16 protein-coding genes are annotated in these 15,640 nt (G+C 37.3%); 12 read left to right on the top strand and 4 right to left on the bottom strand.

The genetic code is table 11. The features are described 5' to 3' along the window. Nucleotides 1-290 precede the first annotated feature (290 nt). Together LI241_RS02545 and LI241_RS02540 are read right to left on the bottom strand one after the other, a co-directional pair. The gene (locus LI241_RS02545; RefSeq protein WP_008690690.1) at nt 291-1,508 is read right to left on the bottom strand and encodes an ABC transporter permease; all 1,218 of its coding nucleotides are present in this window, start codon (nt 1,506-1,508) and stop codon (nt 291-293) included. Beyond that, nucleotides 1,505-2,419, bottom strand: a complete 915-nt coding sequence (locus LI241_RS02540; RefSeq protein WP_008690693.1) for an ABC transporter ATP-binding protein — start codon at nt 2,417-2,419, stop codon at nt 1,505-1,507. The genes LI241_RS02545 and LI241_RS02540 overlap by 4 nt, the downstream gene beginning before the upstream one ends. A 149-nt stretch (nt 2,420-2,568) precedes the next feature. Here LI241_RS02540 and LI241_RS02535 point away from each other — a divergent pair, with 149 nt between their 5' ends. The 5 genes from LI241_RS02535 to LI241_RS02515 all read left to right on the top strand — a co-directional run bounded on the left by LI241_RS02535 (nt 2,569) and on the right by LI241_RS02515 (nt 6,440). Beyond that, a complete protein-coding gene (locus LI241_RS02535; RefSeq protein ID WP_008690694.1) occupies nt 2,569-2,787 on the top strand; it encodes a helix-turn-helix transcriptional regulator in 219 nt (72 codons plus the stop codon). Further along, entirely contained in the window at nt 2,784-3,686 is a 903-nt protein-coding gene (locus LI241_RS02530; RefSeq protein ID WP_008690695.1) for a hypothetical protein, read from the top strand. The genes LI241_RS02535 and LI241_RS02530 overlap by 4 nt, the downstream gene beginning before the upstream one ends. An 84-nt stretch (nt 3,687-3,770) precedes the next feature. Continuing rightward, entirely contained in the window at nt 3,771-4,415 is a 645-nt protein-coding gene (locus LI241_RS02525) for an SGNH/GDSL hydrolase family protein (protein WP_008690696.1), read from the top strand. Between the two features lie 638 nt (nt 4,416-5,053). Beyond that, nucleotides 5,054-5,218, top strand: a complete 165-nt coding sequence (locus LI241_RS02520; protein WP_008690697.1) for a hypothetical protein — start codon at nt 5,054-5,056, stop codon at nt 5,216-5,218. 1 nt (nt 5,219) lies between these two features. Further along, nucleotides 5,220-6,440 carry a tetratricopeptide repeat protein gene (locus tag LI241_RS02515; protein WP_213540136.1) on the top strand — a complete coding sequence of 407 codons (1,221 nt, stop codon included), beginning with the start codon at nt 5,220-5,222 and terminating at the stop codon, nt 6,438-6,440. Nucleotides 6,441-6,820: 380 nt separating this feature from the next. On the opposite strand, the gene LI241_RS02510 is transcribed toward LI241_RS02515, so the two are convergent. Next, complete coding sequence (locus LI241_RS02510; protein WP_008690699.1) at nt 6,821-7,714, bottom strand: PHP domain-containing protein; 894 nt, start codon at nt 7,712-7,714, stop codon at nt 6,821-6,823. A gap of 211 nt (nt 7,715-7,925) precedes the next feature. Between LI241_RS02510 and LI241_RS02505 the strand changes: the two genes are divergently transcribed. From LI241_RS02505 to LI241_RS02480, 6 genes are all read left to right on the top strand, one after another. Then, a complete protein-coding gene (locus tag LI241_RS02505; protein ID WP_008690700.1) occupies nt 7,926-8,699 on the top strand; it encodes a DeoR/GlpR family DNA-binding transcription regulator in 774 nt (257 codons plus the stop codon). Nucleotides 8,700-8,873: 174 nt separating this feature from the next. Further along, a complete protein-coding gene (locus tag LI241_RS02500; protein ID WP_008690702.1) occupies nt 8,874-10,025 on the top strand; it encodes an MFS transporter in 1,152 nt (383 codons plus the stop codon). A gap of 87 nt (nt 10,026-10,112) precedes the next feature. Further along, entirely contained in the window at nt 10,113-10,637 is a 525-nt protein-coding gene (locus LI241_RS02495) for a hypothetical protein (RefSeq protein WP_008690704.1), read from the top strand. Nucleotides 10,638-10,656: 19 nt separating this feature from the next. Further along, entirely contained in the window at nt 10,657-11,451 is a 795-nt protein-coding gene (locus tag LI241_RS02490) for a Cof-type HAD-IIB family hydrolase (protein WP_008690705.1), read from the top strand. Beyond that, a complete protein-coding gene (locus LI241_RS02485; RefSeq protein ID WP_008690706.1) occupies nt 11,412-12,269 on the top strand; it encodes an HAD family hydrolase in 858 nt (285 codons plus the stop codon). The genes LI241_RS02490 and LI241_RS02485 overlap by 40 nt, the downstream gene beginning before the upstream one ends. Nucleotides 12,270-12,300: 31 nt before the next feature. Beyond that, nucleotides 12,301-12,624 carry a hypothetical protein gene (locus LI241_RS02480; protein ID WP_008690707.1) on the top strand — a complete coding sequence of 108 codons (324 nt, stop codon included), beginning with the start codon at nt 12,301-12,303 and terminating at the stop codon, nt 12,622-12,624. Nucleotides 12,625-13,070: 446 nt separating this feature from the next. Here LI241_RS02480 and LI241_RS02475 read toward each other — a convergent pair whose 3' ends face one another. Next, entirely contained in the window at nt 13,071-13,958 is an 888-nt protein-coding gene (locus LI241_RS02475; RefSeq protein WP_008690708.1) for a sugar phosphate isomerase/epimerase, read from the bottom strand. Nucleotides 13,959-14,163: 205 nt separating this feature from the next. Here LI241_RS02475 and LI241_RS02470 point away from each other — a divergent pair, with 205 nt between their 5' ends. Then, nucleotides 14,164-15,105 carry a type I phosphomannose isomerase catalytic subunit gene (locus tag LI241_RS02470; protein ID WP_008690709.1) on the top strand — a complete coding sequence of 314 codons (942 nt, stop codon included), beginning with the start codon at nt 14,164-14,166 and terminating at the stop codon, nt 15,103-15,105. Nucleotides 15,106-15,640 lie beyond the last annotated feature (535 nt).

Genomic DNA, 15,640 nt, shown 5'->3' with positions numbered 1-15,640 from the left:
AGTTTAGAAGGATATCAACGAAAACGAGAGATACAGCTATGTTTTGCTGTATCAGACAACTGTAAAAAAGGCTTTTCATTACGAGCGTTACTTGTGGAAAAGGCATGTTCTTATAATGAAGTTTCACCTCTTTTCTTTTTATCCAACGTATACTATGCAAAATAGGAAATGTTATATGGTGTATCTTATCAAGGATGTCTGTTAGTTTTCAAAATAACCATAAGAAAAGCCATTTGTTTACAAGCAGAATATAGAAACAAATGACTTCGGTTATGATTTATAATATTTTTTTATTCATGATGACGTAAGGCTTGTACGATTGTTTTTAATGAAACCGTATTGCCATAACTCAATGTTCCTCTGCGATATAAGCGCGCCCCTAAAATTCCCATGGCAATGGTCGTAACTGCCAATAGGCACCAGGAAATAATGATTTCCCATACGGTAGCAGAGCCAACGGCAACATTGATGAACATACACATCCAGGAAGTAAAGGGTACAAAACCAACGATTTTGGCAAGAAGCGTATCCGGCATCTGCAAGCTTACATAACTCAAGATGAAAACTGCGATAATCAGTAGCTGAATCGGCATGGTTGCCCCATTAACTTCTTCGACTTTCGAACATAAAGCACCAATCGCCCCAAACAGGAAGTTGAAGAGCAAATAGCCTAACATGCCAAATAATGTGAAGGTCCATAATACGATGGAAGGAATGTGTAAAAATTTATCCAATGCATGATTCCACACATCTGCATTTACTTGATATGCCAACAGGAAAGAACCTAACATAAGAGCAGTTTGCAGAACCCCTGTAATTGCGCCGGCAATGACCTTACCGAAAATTAAGGTATTTGATGTTGTACTGGTTGTTAGTATTTCAATAGCACGGTTGCTTTTCTCACTTGCAACTCCTACGCCAACTTGATTACCGTAAATCATGATCATCATATAAAGAAGGAGGATCAACGCATAGGTGTAATAATAATTACTGCTGCCATCGGTTCCCAACACGGTTGTTTCGGATTGAATCGGTGTTTGATAAATAGCTTCAATGGTTGCCGCATCATAACGATAACGTTTGAATTCCTTTGCTTGGTATTGTTTTTTCATTAAATCTTCAAACTTAGCTGGACGTGTATCCTGCAAACTTGAATTTTTTACATAATAAGTGAAATGCGTAGCATCGTTTATGGCAAAACCAATATCTGCTTTCCCATCAGTTACCTGTTTTTTTAATTCATCCAGCTGCGTGGTGTGCAGAATCTTATAAGCAGGAAATTGTTGCTTGATCAAGTTGTCATCTTGTAAGATCTGTTTCATATCCTGTATGATCATGACCTTATCAACTTTTTGGGTATCCTTATTTTCGCTGTCATTTGATAGAAAGCGGGGGAAGGATAATAAAGCAAAGGCAGCGATTGCTACTAAAATGGTTGAAATGAGAAAAGATTTCTTTTTTAACATGGTTTCTAATTCAAATTTTAAAACGATAAAAAAGGCTCTCATTCTTCATCACCTGCCTTTGCTACAAAAATGTCTGTAAGTGATGCCTCATATATCTTAAATACGTCGATATCAATATGATGATTCACAAGATATGCGAACAACGTCTGCTTATCAATACCTTCCTTTAATTCTACGATATAATCCTCTGCTTGTTTTGTGTACAGATTGATCAGATTTTGACATTGTTTTAAAGTGTCCTCAAAGGTGCCAGCACAGGATTCATTTGGACGTAATACGAGACGGTTATGACCAAATGCTTTTTTTATTTGTTTTAGGTTGCCTTGTAAAACGACATTGCCATGATGCAAGATTACAATATCTTCACAAAATTCCTCAACATAATTCATTTGATGTGAAGAAAAGATGACAAGCTTACCGGCTTGTATTTGCTCTTGTACGACTTCTTGTAAAATCTGTGAATTTACCGGATCTAAACCGGAAAATGGTTCATCTAAAATTACGATATCCGGATCATTCATCAAAGTCTGTGCTAACTGAACTTTCTGCTGATTTCCTTTACTCAGTGTTTCTAAAACACGTGATTCATATTCTTCAATATGCAAACGTTTTAACCATTTTTTCAAGTTGCTTTTGGCTTCGGCTTTTTTCATACCTCGTAACTCAGCTAAATAAAGCAATTGTTCAGATACTTTCTTTTTGGGATACAAGCCTCTTTCTTCTGGTAAATAGCCGATGTTATATTCCTTCGCATGAAATGGCTTTCCATCCATGAGGAGTATTCCTTGATTTGCCTTGAATACATCCATCAGGATGCGAATGGTTGTTGATTTCCCCGCACCGTTACGCCCCAATAGACCTAAAGCTTTGCCACTTTCAATGGAAAAAGATATACCATGCAGTACTTCCTTACCTTGAAAGCTTTTATGCAAGTCGTGTACTTCTAGTTTCATTTTGTCCCTCCTATTGTTAGCTGCATTATAAAGTAAGTTTCTTTAAAATGCAATATATATTTTGCATTTGTAAGATATAACTTTCATAAAGCCTTGCTTTTCCTCTCTCATCCACCTATAATAAAAACGATAAAGAAGGGATATGCGATATGAAAAATCTCAAGATCAAGATGGCCCGTATGGAACTGGATATGTCACAAGAAGAATTAGCAAAAAAAGTTGGAGCGACCAGACAGACCATTGGGTTGATTGAAGCAGGAAGGTATAATCCAAGCATTAAGCTTTGTATCAATATCTGTATTGCGTTGCATAAACATTTAGATGATTTATTTTGGGATGCGTCCTATGATAAGGAGGAATGGGAATGAAACAGCCGAAACAAAGCTTGTTGAAAGATATCATACGTTATGGAAAAACAAAAGGAAAAGCACCATTGGATGAACGTCAGATGGATACTTTAAAAAACTTATATATAGAACTAGCCAGATCAGTATTACTGGCATTTATGATATTCAGCATTGCTTATGGATATAAAGAAATGCATGGGGAAGAAATATCTTATCGTTATTTTAATTTATCTGTCGGTATCATCGGTGCTGTAACCTATTATTATTTATTGCGCTTTGCATATCAGCAGGTGATTGGAATTGATGAGAATTTTGAGGTTTTACTCGTACCGGCACTTGTCTTTACGCCGTCCTTCTACATGGATGCATTATGGGCACTGGGATTTCTATTTGATTTCCCTGCGCTGTATTTTCGTGTGGTGGCATATTTATGGCCGCTTTATGCCATCTTAAATTATTTAGCAGCGAATAAAGTGTATCAGCATGGGAAAATGATTATGGAAAAAGAAATTGAACAAGGACAATTGAGTTTTCGCAGTCGTAAAATGATAACAAATTATGTTTTGTTTTTCCTGATAATCGCATGTATGCTGCCGATTTCTTATGATATGTTGTGCCATATGACCTTACTATTGGCAATGCTGTTTCTTTTTTATACGATATGGCAATATGGCTTTCATACGCCAACCAATATTTATGTATTTGATGAAGAGGGTTTGCGTTATCATAAGGCATTGTGGAATCGCAAGGGAGGATATTTGCGCTATGATGAAATCGTATCTGTGAAACAACAGGATACTTTTAATATCGGATATGCGAAGGATAAAGTGTGTATTCATACCAAACAAGGAAAGGATGTCTTATTGTATCCGGAAAATCCATATCGCTTTTGCACAGAACTAGAAAACTTATTGGGATGATGTTTCATAAGTAAAAGCCAATATAAATATTATTGGATTTTAAAAAACAGGGAAAGCTTTAAATGATGTAAAAGGAGGAAAGTTATGCGTATTTTATGTTATGGGGATAGTAATACTTGGGGATATGATCCAACAAGTGGTATGCGTTTTGCGCATCGTTGGCCGAAAGTATTAGCACAGCAATTGCCACAGGATGAAATTATTGAAGAGGGATTAAATGGGCGTACTTTGGTTCATGAGGATCCTTATGGCAAGGGAAGATGTGGCAGTGCTGTTTTGGAAATGCTATTGCGAACCCATCAGCCTCTGGATCTTATCATTATGATGCTGGGAACTAACGATTTGAAAACCATGTATCATTTGAATGCCGAGATGATAGCGAAGGGGGTCAGAGAAAATATTAAGATCATGCAGAATCCCTTTCTTTATGAACGTTATGCCATTCCCAAGATTCTGGTAGTTTCACCGATTGCCTTGGGCGAAACGATTTTGACAACTTCACCATGGGTAGGCGAATTCCATGAGAGGAGTTATCAGGTGGCAAGGCATATGGCAAAGCCAATACAAGAAATCTGTGCACAATATCATTGTCATTTCTTTGATGCCGCCAGTGTTGCCTGTGCCAGTAAAGCGGATGGTGTGCATATGGATGAAGAAAATCATCGTAAACTGGCATATGCTTTGGCAAAAGAAATTCGTAATATGCAAAAGGATCATGAGAAAGTTTAAAAAGCTTTCTTTTTTTAAGACTTTTTTTGTAGATCCTTACAGATAAACCTTATTTTACAGGAAGCTTTTCCGCTACATTGGCGGCATGTCATAATGAAGGACAGAAGCAGCAAATAAAAACACCGTATAAAGTTGAGTTCTTGTTTCGTTTTATGTATATGGAACGAAACAAGCTATACGCGTGTCTTTTTTCGAACTGCATGGTTTTATTGCTAATCTTTTGACCTAAATGCAGGGGAAAGTATGGGTAATTGTGCTTCCCACAAGAGAAGCAATTGCTCTTTTTGGACAAGCTTGTATCGTAAAACAACATACCATGCAAGATGGTATGTATCTGCGTTATATAAATGATACATAAAATTATCTTAATGCAAAATTGTCAGGAAAAATTAAAATAAGGGCAACTTCAATAAGACAGTACGTAAGGTGTTAAAAACATATCACATATAGAGTCATTAAGATGGAGTGTTGTAAATTTTCGATGGTTCTGTATAAAAATGGGGAAAGACGGATAAGATGCTTTCACAATCTAGGTGAAAAACTATAAAAACCATTATTTTTTTCTGGAAATATGCCTATTGATAAAATGGATTGCCTATGTTAAATTAAGACACAGATAAATAGGAGGAAGAAATAAAATGAAAAAAGTAATGAAATTAATGATGGTTTTCGGACTGGCTTTTGCTATTGCTCCATGTGTTGGAGGTCATACACACGATCAGCACTGCGGTTACAATCCGGAAACAGGCACTGGATGCATGTATGAGGTGATGCCTGCTAATTCAGAACATTTAGGATGGTAATATGAACAGACATTTAGGTCCTATCTTTCGCTTACATAGAAGAGAATCCGGACTTCGACTGGCACAATTCAAAGAAATTGTGCCAGTTTCTAAATTAAGCGATTTTGAAACAGGGAAGAAAGATCTTACGCACGAAACGGTGAAAAAGTTATATGCGGTTATCGGCATGGAATTTCATACGGTTGAAGATAATGTGAATATAGCTGTCATGGTCTGGAATCTATTTACGGCGATTGTTAAATCAGAACCGATGGCGGATATCTACAAAAAACTTTATCAACAGAAATCCAGTGTACAATTTCAAGGCGAATATATCATATGGCTGTTAGGTGTCTTTATTTATCGTGTATATCATGCCGAGGATGAATATTTATATGAAGAAGATATCAAAAGGCTGAATAAATACATCGATTATTTAGAACCGGAACTTCAAAAGCTGTTTTATGATACTGCAGGTGTTTATTATGCAGATATTTATAATTATAAAACTGCTGAAAGTTACTTCAATAAAGCAATACATAGTAATAGTATTGAAATACAAGCAATGACATTTTATCATAAGACAATTATTTTAGTAGAACAGGGCTTTTATGTAGAAGGTTTAGACTGTATCAAAAGAGCCATCAGTTTATTTAATCAGAATCTGTATTTAAAACGTGTGGTCATGTGTAATGTGTTGCTGGGAAACTTGTATTCAGGTTTGAATGATTATGCTATGGCTGAACAAGTGTATATACAATGTTTAAATGCTATGAGACAACTTTCATTGCCTAATATGGTTGCAATCTTTAATAATCTCACTTGGATAAATTTGTTATGGGGTAAATATGATAAAGTGCTACAATATGCAAATGAGGCAGAAAAACATAGCAAAACGCATGAAATGATGTATTTTTATAAATCCTACGCTTATCATAAAACGAATTTACGTAATGAAGCAAAAGAACAGATACGTCAGGCAAAATTGTATTGCACAAAATCCTCTGAATATCGCATTGCGATGATTGATGCATTTGCGACTTATCTCTATGAAACAAAACCATTTGAATTAAAAGAAAAGAAATTTTTAAAAGCCTATAAGGCTGCCAGAAAGGCAAACGATATACAGGCTGCTATCTTTGTGTTAAATCTCTTATCAGATCTGTGTGAGTCCTATATGAGAAAAGAAAAAGAATTATTTTATAAAACGGAGATGATAAAATTATACAAAATGAGAAGATAAGGTAAATATTTTCTGGAAATTATAATTGTGAAAAAACATTATATATGGTTAATCTTCGGGTATGATATGACAGGCAGCAAGGAATGGACTGCCTTTTTTCCATATATAACAAAAAGTCAGGCTCTGGAGCAGTCCTGACTCTTTGTTGTAAATGATATAAAACATATAGTGGGAAGTTAGTGCTTGTGGTTGTAAAGTTATAGAGGAAATAAGCCATGTGTAAGAAAGGAAGTACACATCTCTCATGATTAGCTTTATCTAACTTCTCCTATATAATACAATAAAAGTTAACCTTAGTCAACAATTTTATACAAGTTTTTCATTTTTTATATAGGACGGCTTGCACCACCTGCATAAGTAAAAAAGACTGTTTCAACAGTCTAATCGTTAGCTAAGGCATGCAAGAATTGTTGCAAGATTATTTCTGCATGGTGACCTTCATAGCCATATTCACCAAGTTGAATCTTTGGTTTCATTTTACCATGAAAATCACTGCCGCAACTCATCAGCACATGATGTTTTTGACAATAGTCTTCATAATATAAATTTTGTTCCCGCGTATGGTAGTTGCTGTAGGCCTCAATGCCGTCTATACCTTGGCTAAGGGCTTTTTCCAAGCGTTCTTCTTGGTGGAAGAAATTACGGAAAGGATGGGCGATAATGGCAATACCTCCGGCTTCATGGATGTGCTCTACGGTTTCTTGCAGACTGGGATATGGTACATGAACATAGCAGGGATTACCGGCACTGCACATGTCCCAATAAAAATTGACACAAGCCGGCTCACAGCGCTCTCCACCCGGCTGGTAGGGCTGAAAGGCTGGCTTATTTGCATAGCGAGGATCCTTGAGAAAATAGTCAACGATAGCGGGAAAGGGATTCATCGTTCCAAAGCGTTGTAATAACGCTTGTGCATCTAATTCCATATCGAAGTATTCATTCAATTTGGCAATGCGTTTTGTCATCGTGCCCTGCTTCAATTGAGCAATCTGCTGAGGAAGCTTTTCAAAATACGGCGTATGATGATTTAGGCCATAGCCTAGGATATGGACTTCCAATCCGTCAAACAAAGTATCACATTCAATGGCAGGAATCACACGTATCGCGTTTTGCTTACCTAACTGCATCATTTCATCAACGCCCTGTGCCGTATTATGGTCGCTTAAGGCAATAAGAGACAGCTTGGCTTCCTTTACTTTTTCGATTAATTCCTGACAGGTGAATTGTCCATCACTACTATATATAGAATGCATGTGTAAATCAAATGTTGTCATAGTGGCTCTCCTTTGAAAACAAAGGTATTATAGCATATGCGAATCGTAAAAGTTTGTTTCTATTAGAAATTATTAAAATATTGCGAAAAAAGTGGGAAATTTGTATAAAAACAAAAAAATTAATGTTTTAAATTTGGAATGTTGGGATTTTTAATTGACGAATTCCTCGGAAATACTTAAACTAAGAGTGTGTCAAAGGAGGCTGATGAAAATGTCCAAAGCAAGCGATGCCAGAAGAAATGCGTTATATGAGATCATTCTGAATGAAGGAAGAGTTCGTGTGGGGGATTTGGCACGAGCCTTGGATGTTACTACGGAAACCATACGAAAAGATCTGAAAGTATTAGAAGATCGTGGCGTATTAATTAAAAAGCATGGCAGCGCTACTGTTCGCAATGCTTATTATCAGTTGCCTTTTGATGTGAAACTGCAGGAAAATACACTGCAGAAACAATGGATTGCGCGCAAGGCATTAGATTTTATACAGGATGATTCCATCGTCTATTTAGATCCAGGAAGTACCTGTTTGCAACTGGCTAAATTGTTGCGGTTAAAGAAGAATATTACCGTATTGACAAATTCTTTGCCCATTGGCGATATCATTTGTGACAGTGGCTTAGAACTTATTATGGCCGGTGGTAAGCTGCAGAAAAAAGGCAGAGCCTTTATTGGCTATTATACGACAAATGTGATTGACTCCATTCGCATCGATATTGCTTTTTTAGGCTGTGACGGTTTCCAGGATATGGATGGACCGATGACATTCTCTATGGAACATGCGGAAATCAACCGCCATATTCTTCGCCAATCCAGAAAAAGTATTTTGCTTTGTGATTCCAGCAAGTTTACCAAGACCAGTACCTATCAGTTTGCGAAGTTTTCGGATTATGATGTCATGATTACCAATCCGATCAGTGAGGAAGAGCAGACAATGGTAAAAGGTGTAAAACAGCTGATCATGGTAGATGAGCATACTTTTGAATGACCAGATAAGACATGGGCCATATACCCGATAAACACTGTTGTAGGATCTGACCAATCTACTGATGAAGAGCGACCTCCTTGCCATATCAGAACAGCGTTATCGGGTTTGTTTTATGAAAGCATATCGTTTATGATAATAGAAAAGGGATGTTAGGAAACAATACAGGAGGAATCTATGAAAAAAGATCGAAGAAATGTCGTGCTGTTGTGTGGTTTTTACTTTTTAAGCTATCTGGCATTTGTATTGCCTTATGGCTACATGCAAACGTTTTTGGAATCCGTTGGCTATGATGTCGTAGAACGTGGTGTTATCTTATCTGGTACGGCTGTTGTCGCTATTGTAACACAGTTATTTGCCGGTTATTTATGTGATAAGTACCATAGTGATAAATGCTTTTTCAATTTATCATTGATTATCTTTGTTTTAGCGGCTTTGGTGATGTATCAGGTAAGTGAAAAGAGCTTTTATCTGCATTTGATCTTTATGTCTTTAGTCGGCGGTATGTTTCGTACGACAATGGCAATACAGGATAGCTGGACACTACAGACGAGTGAAACCTGTCGAAATAACTTTGGACCGATTCGGGCCTTTGGGGCGATTGGTTGGATGATTGGAAGTCCGATTGGGGCGATGATCGTTGAACATTACGGCTATGCTTCCTTAGGTTATGTATTTGCCGGTTTGGCCGTATTGAATATTTTATTGACGATGATGATGCAAGATGCAGTAAAGGTGGAAAAAAGTGGTGGTATTCATATCGGCGATTTAAAGGAATTATTGCTCAATCGTAAATATATCATCGTTGTATTGATCTTCCTATTTATTAATGTCATCGCAACGGCAGATATTTATACGACGGTGGATAAGATGATGAATCTTGGAGCGAAAGAAGGAATGATCGGCGCACGTTGGAGCATACAGGCATTTACCGAACTGCCACTGTTTTTTGCCGGTACTTGGCTGTTAAAGAAATTCGGTGACTATAAGCTGATGATGTTTGGTACCTTTATGTACATTCTTCGTTTTATCGCCTATTCGCTTGTGCAATCGCCGGAAATGATGATTGTTGTCACTTTGATGCAATGTATCACGTATCCGCTTATCATGATCACCAGCAAAACTTTGGTTGATGATACGACGCCAAAACATTTGCGTAGTAGTGGACAGACCATAGCTTCAGCTTTTTATGTAGGTGTTTCATTATTAGTTACCCCTGTGATTGCCGGTGCAATGGTCAATGCCATGGGGGCCGACATGACATTATTGCTGATTGGTTTATCCGGCATTATCCCTTTAGGTTTGGGATTGCTTTATAAACGGGTATAGACAAATGTCACTGATTTACGTAACCGCTTAAATTCTTCCTTGAAATAGTGTATAATAATACCGAAATTGGAAGAAGGAGAAATTTTTATGGATACTATATTTACTATGGAAACCTTTATCAGTGTGGTTATGATCGGGTATGGCATTTGGATGTTATTTCGTTCCGCACAGCAGTTAAGAACAAATATAAAATTAAGAAATGAGTACAAAAACAGTCATAAGGACTATGAAGAAGTAAATGTTTATACCGGCTTTTTGATTTTCTTCGCCATAATGATGGCAGCCGGCATTTTCCTTGCCTTTTTCCCATATGTGGAGGATAACGTTTACTATTATCGTCTTGCCTACAGTTTAATAGCGTTGATTGCCGTTAGCATGGGAATGGATACGCTTGTGAAACGACGTGTTATTTTTGATGACAATGGCTTCTTATATGAAAAGGCTTATTATCGTTACCGTTCTATCATGAACGTAACACGAAACAAAGGCTTAATGAAAAACACGGAAATTTCATCAACTGAAGAAAAACGAATCACGATTTCACATAAGATGGGTGAGGCATTTGATGTTCATTATGACAACTGGAAAAACCGTAAGAAACATAAAAAATAAAGGTGAAGGATGATTCGTAATGATAAAATTATGTGTGTTTGATGTGGATGGTACGCTGATTACAAAAGGTAATAGACAGTTCAGTTACAACACGATAACAGCATTAAAAAATTTGCAAAAACAAGGAGTGAAGCTGGCCATTGCCAGTGGCAGACCTCCTTTTGCCATGGAGAAGAAACTGCTGGATGAAATCACATTTGATTATTTTATTTGCAGCAATGGTGCCTGTGTGATAGATAGCAAGGATGAGATATTACATCGCTTTTCTTTTACGAAACAGCAGACCCAAAAATTGATTGATATCTTTCGCACCAAAGATGATGCCTTGATGTTTCAATGTATCGAAGCGGCGCGTTGTTATCATGGCTATAAGCGTATTGCGCATATGCTGGAAGGATTTTTAGGACGTTTGGATATTTTAAGCGATGAGCGTGAACAAAGAATATATCAACAAAAAAGTCTTCCTTTAGCTGCTGTGGCAAAAATTGAACATGAGGATTTGCAAGCGATCAAAGAACATTTTCCCGAATTATTATTTACGCCCTTTGATACGACATATTATGATATCAATGGACAGCATAGCAAAGCAGATGGCATCGCATGTATTTGTAAGCATATCGGTATCGATATGACAGAATGTGCGGCGTTTGGCGATGATTATAATGATTTGGATATGATCAAGCGCTGTGGGTATGGCATTGCCATGGGGAATGCCCGTGAAAAAGTCAAAGAAGCAGCTGCTTATGTGACATCTAATGTTGAGGAAGATGGCATATGGAACGCTTGCCTTCACTATGGGTGGATAAAGCAATGATACGATTATTATTAAGTGATATCGATGGTACCTTGATTCAATATGATCCAAAGATTCATAAGACTGATGTTGACGCAATTCATCAGCTGCAAGAACATGGTGTTCAATTTGGTTTGGTGACAGGAAGAGATATCGGCTTTTGTCGTCATCTGTTAACACACCATAATTTACAAGCCGATTGTATCGTAGCCAATAATGGAGGCTCTTTATGGATTCAAAAACATAAGGTGTTTGAACATCATATGGATGGTGAAGAAGTCATTGCTATTATGAAACAATTGGATGCTTATGTGGGGATGTGTCATCCTTTTATTTGTAGTGAAGAGCGTGAATTCTTTTTGATGAAACATGCCTATACAGCGGATGCATGGCAATCTATACGTAAGACACTTGCTTATTTGGGCAATCTGAGTGAAGAAGATTTACTCCAACATTTGCATAGAACAAAAGCGAGTGTGGTCAAAATCAGTTTGTATACTTGCAATGAGCAGACAACGAATGCTTTATTGCCTAAGCTTCAGGCAATATTTAAAGAGTATGAAGTCTTGCCTACTTCTATCGACTATATTGAAATAACTAAAAAAGGTATTCATAAAGGCAACACCGTTTGTACCCTAATGGATAAGCTGCATCTAAAAAAGCATGAAGTTGGGGTGATTGGGGATGGTCATAATGATGTGCCGATGTTTTCTTGCGTAGAGCATAGTTTTGTGATGGAAAGTGCGCAAGAGGAAGTAAAGCGTCATGGGAAGAGAATCGTAAAAAGTGTTGCGCAAGCGGTACAATGTGTTATACAATACAATCAAAATGAGGAATAACTTCCTTTTATCAGCAGGAGGATGTAAGGAAATGGCAAAGAAAAAAGCAACAGTTCAGCAGACAGCGGCAAAACGTGTATTAGATGTATTACATCGAAAAGAGGCATACTCAGAAAGTACAGCTGTCGGTTATGAGGCATTTAAAAATATATCATATCCAACCCAGGTCATCGCTTATACGATTGCGAATCTGATGGAAAATGGGGTTGTGAAACGGACGCAGGATGAGCGCTTTTACTTTGATGAGCAGAACTGGAATCAATTAAAGAAAAAAGTCAATGTAGGATATCTGGTATTAATTGGCTTACCATTGATTTTATTTTTAATCTTCTTATTCGTTAAATATGTGTTATAGTTTCAGAAAAAGCTTAGCGTTTACAGATTATGAAAAACGCTTGCTTCATGTAGTATTTATCCGGTTGCTTAGCAACCTCTTTTTTTATTTGAAAAACCTTTTCCGTAGTGATATGTACCCTTCTGATACACGGTAAATATGTATTGGTAAGTTACCATATAACGGGTATTAAAAAATGATCATTATCGGTTATCCGGTTGAAACACATGTAGTTAGATATAAATAACGCTGAGTAGTTGTTATCCATTTAAAGGAGTTTATCGATTATCAAAGGGTGGAGAATCTTGTAATGAATAAGTGAATGAAAAGTTAAAGGGAGGATCAAAAGCTTATCTTATAGGAAATGTTATGAAGTATTACGTAAGTGCTATGCTGGCATAAAGGCTAATCGTAAATAAAGAAAAAATGAGGGATGCCAAATTTGGCAATTCCTCATTTTTGGTGTTTTAGGTGATATTTTCTAAAGTGTCTTTTAGTTTATCCATGCTGGATATGGTTTCCTGGAAAGGCACTTCAGCTTCTAAGGAAAGGACTTTATCATAACCGCGATTGTGTAAATATGTCAGAATCTGATCATATGGTATATCGCCGTCGAATAATTCTTTATGCACAAAAGGTTTTTGCTGGGAAGGATCATAATGATAATCTTTGATGTGAATATGACCTATTTGCGGATAGATATAACGTAACTCATCCATTAATGAAAAGAGTAAATAATCTTTTGGCACATTTTCTTTTACTGCTCTGAAACTATTGGCCGGATCCCATAATAAGCGCAAGTGTGGATCTTGGAAAGCCTTGATGATCTGTATCGTCATCATTCCCTTTGGCAATCGTGAATATGGACAGTTCTCTAAAACCAACGTGATATCATACTCCTTTGCTATCCGTAAAGCTAGGCGTATCGCACGCAGTATGGCATTCATATCTTCCTGAACGCCGAAAGGGGGTTTGCGATTATCAGGAAAACGGAAGGGAAATATTCGTACGCGCGGACAATTTAAACGTTTGGCAATGCGGCAGGCATTTTCCAGATAACGCAGGTGCGTGTTGATATCGCCCTCAATGGCATAAAAAGAATCATTGAATAAAGAAACTTGATCGCCTTCATATAAAGGGCAAAGAAAAAAGACAGTACTGGCAATGCAGGATACTTCCAAATGATAGGTTTGTAAGAGCGTGCGGATATGCTCGACTTCTGCCAGACTACATTCTTCAATACTTTTACCAAAGACATTGTGTAATTCCACATGGGAATAGTGATGTGCTTTCGCAATTTGTAAAGCACGTTCTAAATCTTCACAAATTTGGTCGGTTATAATGGCATATTGCATACATTCACCTGACTGCAGCGATAAGATGTGCAGTCATTTTTCCTTTCTGTATTATGATTATACCATTTTCTTAAGCAATTGTTATAACAATTGTTAGAAAAAAAGATGAAAAATGTAGGAAAGGTCATAATGTAATGACATTTCGTTGCTTTTGTATGTGATTCATATTATAATAGGGGCGAGAAAAAGAAAGAGGTAGAACATTATGTATCCATTACGTTTAAAACCGATTTATGACAAAACCATTTGGGCCAATGATCGTTTAACGACGATGCGTCATGAAGCCCAGAGTGGATGTGGCACATGCTGGGAGATCAGTGCCCATCCGCATGCACAGAATAAGATCATCAATGGAGACTATGCCGGCAAAACTTTGCAGGAATTGTTAGATGAGAAAGAGCGAGAAATGCTAGGGGAAGTACCTAGACAGCGTATGTTACGTTTGGCTTTTCTGGATGCGGCAGACAATCTTTCCATCCAGGTTCATCCGGATGATGCTTATGCGCATGAACATGAAAATGATGAAGGGAAAACAGAATCCTGGTATATTTTAGAGGCAGATGAAGGAGCAACGCTGGTAGCTGGCACGACCATTGCCGATAAGGAGGTTTTGTATCAGGCGGTAAAGGAAAATACAGTTGAGCAATATGTGCGGCGCATTCCGGTAAAAGCCGGAGATTTTGTATGTATTGATGCAGGGATGCTGCATGCCTTAGGGAAAGGCATCTTAGCGTTGGAAATTGGGGAAAATTCCAACACGACATATCGTTTTTATGATTATAATCGTAAAGATGCAAACGGCAATCCACGTCCTTTGCATATTCAAAAAAGCTTTGCTGTTGCGGATTTCGCTTTAGTTTGTACACCGGTTCATTCTCCTTTAGAAAAAGTACAGGAAACAAAGGAGAAAATGTTAGTAGAGCGTGAAGAGTTTTGTGTCAAGCTGGTAGACATTCATGCATCCTATGAATTAATTATGGATCACACAAAATTTTATTGTTTATCGAATGTTGGTCAAGATGCTGAAATCATCTGTGACGGTATGCATATTCCGTTCCTCTTTACAGAAAGCATCTTTGTTCCGGCAGCGTGCAAGGATCTTACCATACAGGGGGATACCAGAGTATTACTTAGCTATGTGAAATAAAGCAAGATAATCATGTCGTATGATCTGGACAGCCAAAGGCTGTCTTTTTGTTACAGGTGTTTCTTGTTTGGTTTACAATATGGGAAAGAAATAAACCGTTGTATATCCATGCAAATTTCGGTATGGAAAGGATGTAATGTTTGGATGTTATCAGGCAAGATGCCAAAAGCTAAAGGAAAAAAATCTATATACGAAGAAAATAGGCTGTTTTCCATATAATTTGTTGGGTTCTTTGTGTCAATTTTGGGTGAATTGTGTGATTACATTTGTAATGTATGTGAAAAAATTAAACAAAATGCTTGAAATACCATATCCACTGATGTAAGATAACAATGTAAAAAGACAGCGTAAGCGATTACATTCCTGGAAAAATAAGAGCTGGTCACTCTGGAATGTAGCACTTACAGGTAACTGAATCGCTGGGAGATTCTGCATATCGTTGATACTTCATACAATAAAATAGTGATGGTGCTATCCGTAGTGCTTTACTTTTTTGTGTGAAAAAACAGTGTAGCAACACCTGAGAAAGTTACTA

This window comes from Longicatena sp. 210702-DFI.1.196 (genome assembly GCF_020563125.1).
GTDB lineage: Bacteria > Bacillota_I > Bacilli_A > Erysipelotrichales > Erysipelotrichaceae > Longicatena > Longicatena caecimuris.
Note: the sequence above shows the minus strand (reverse complement) of the source record. Positions and strands in the feature narration are given on the sequence as shown.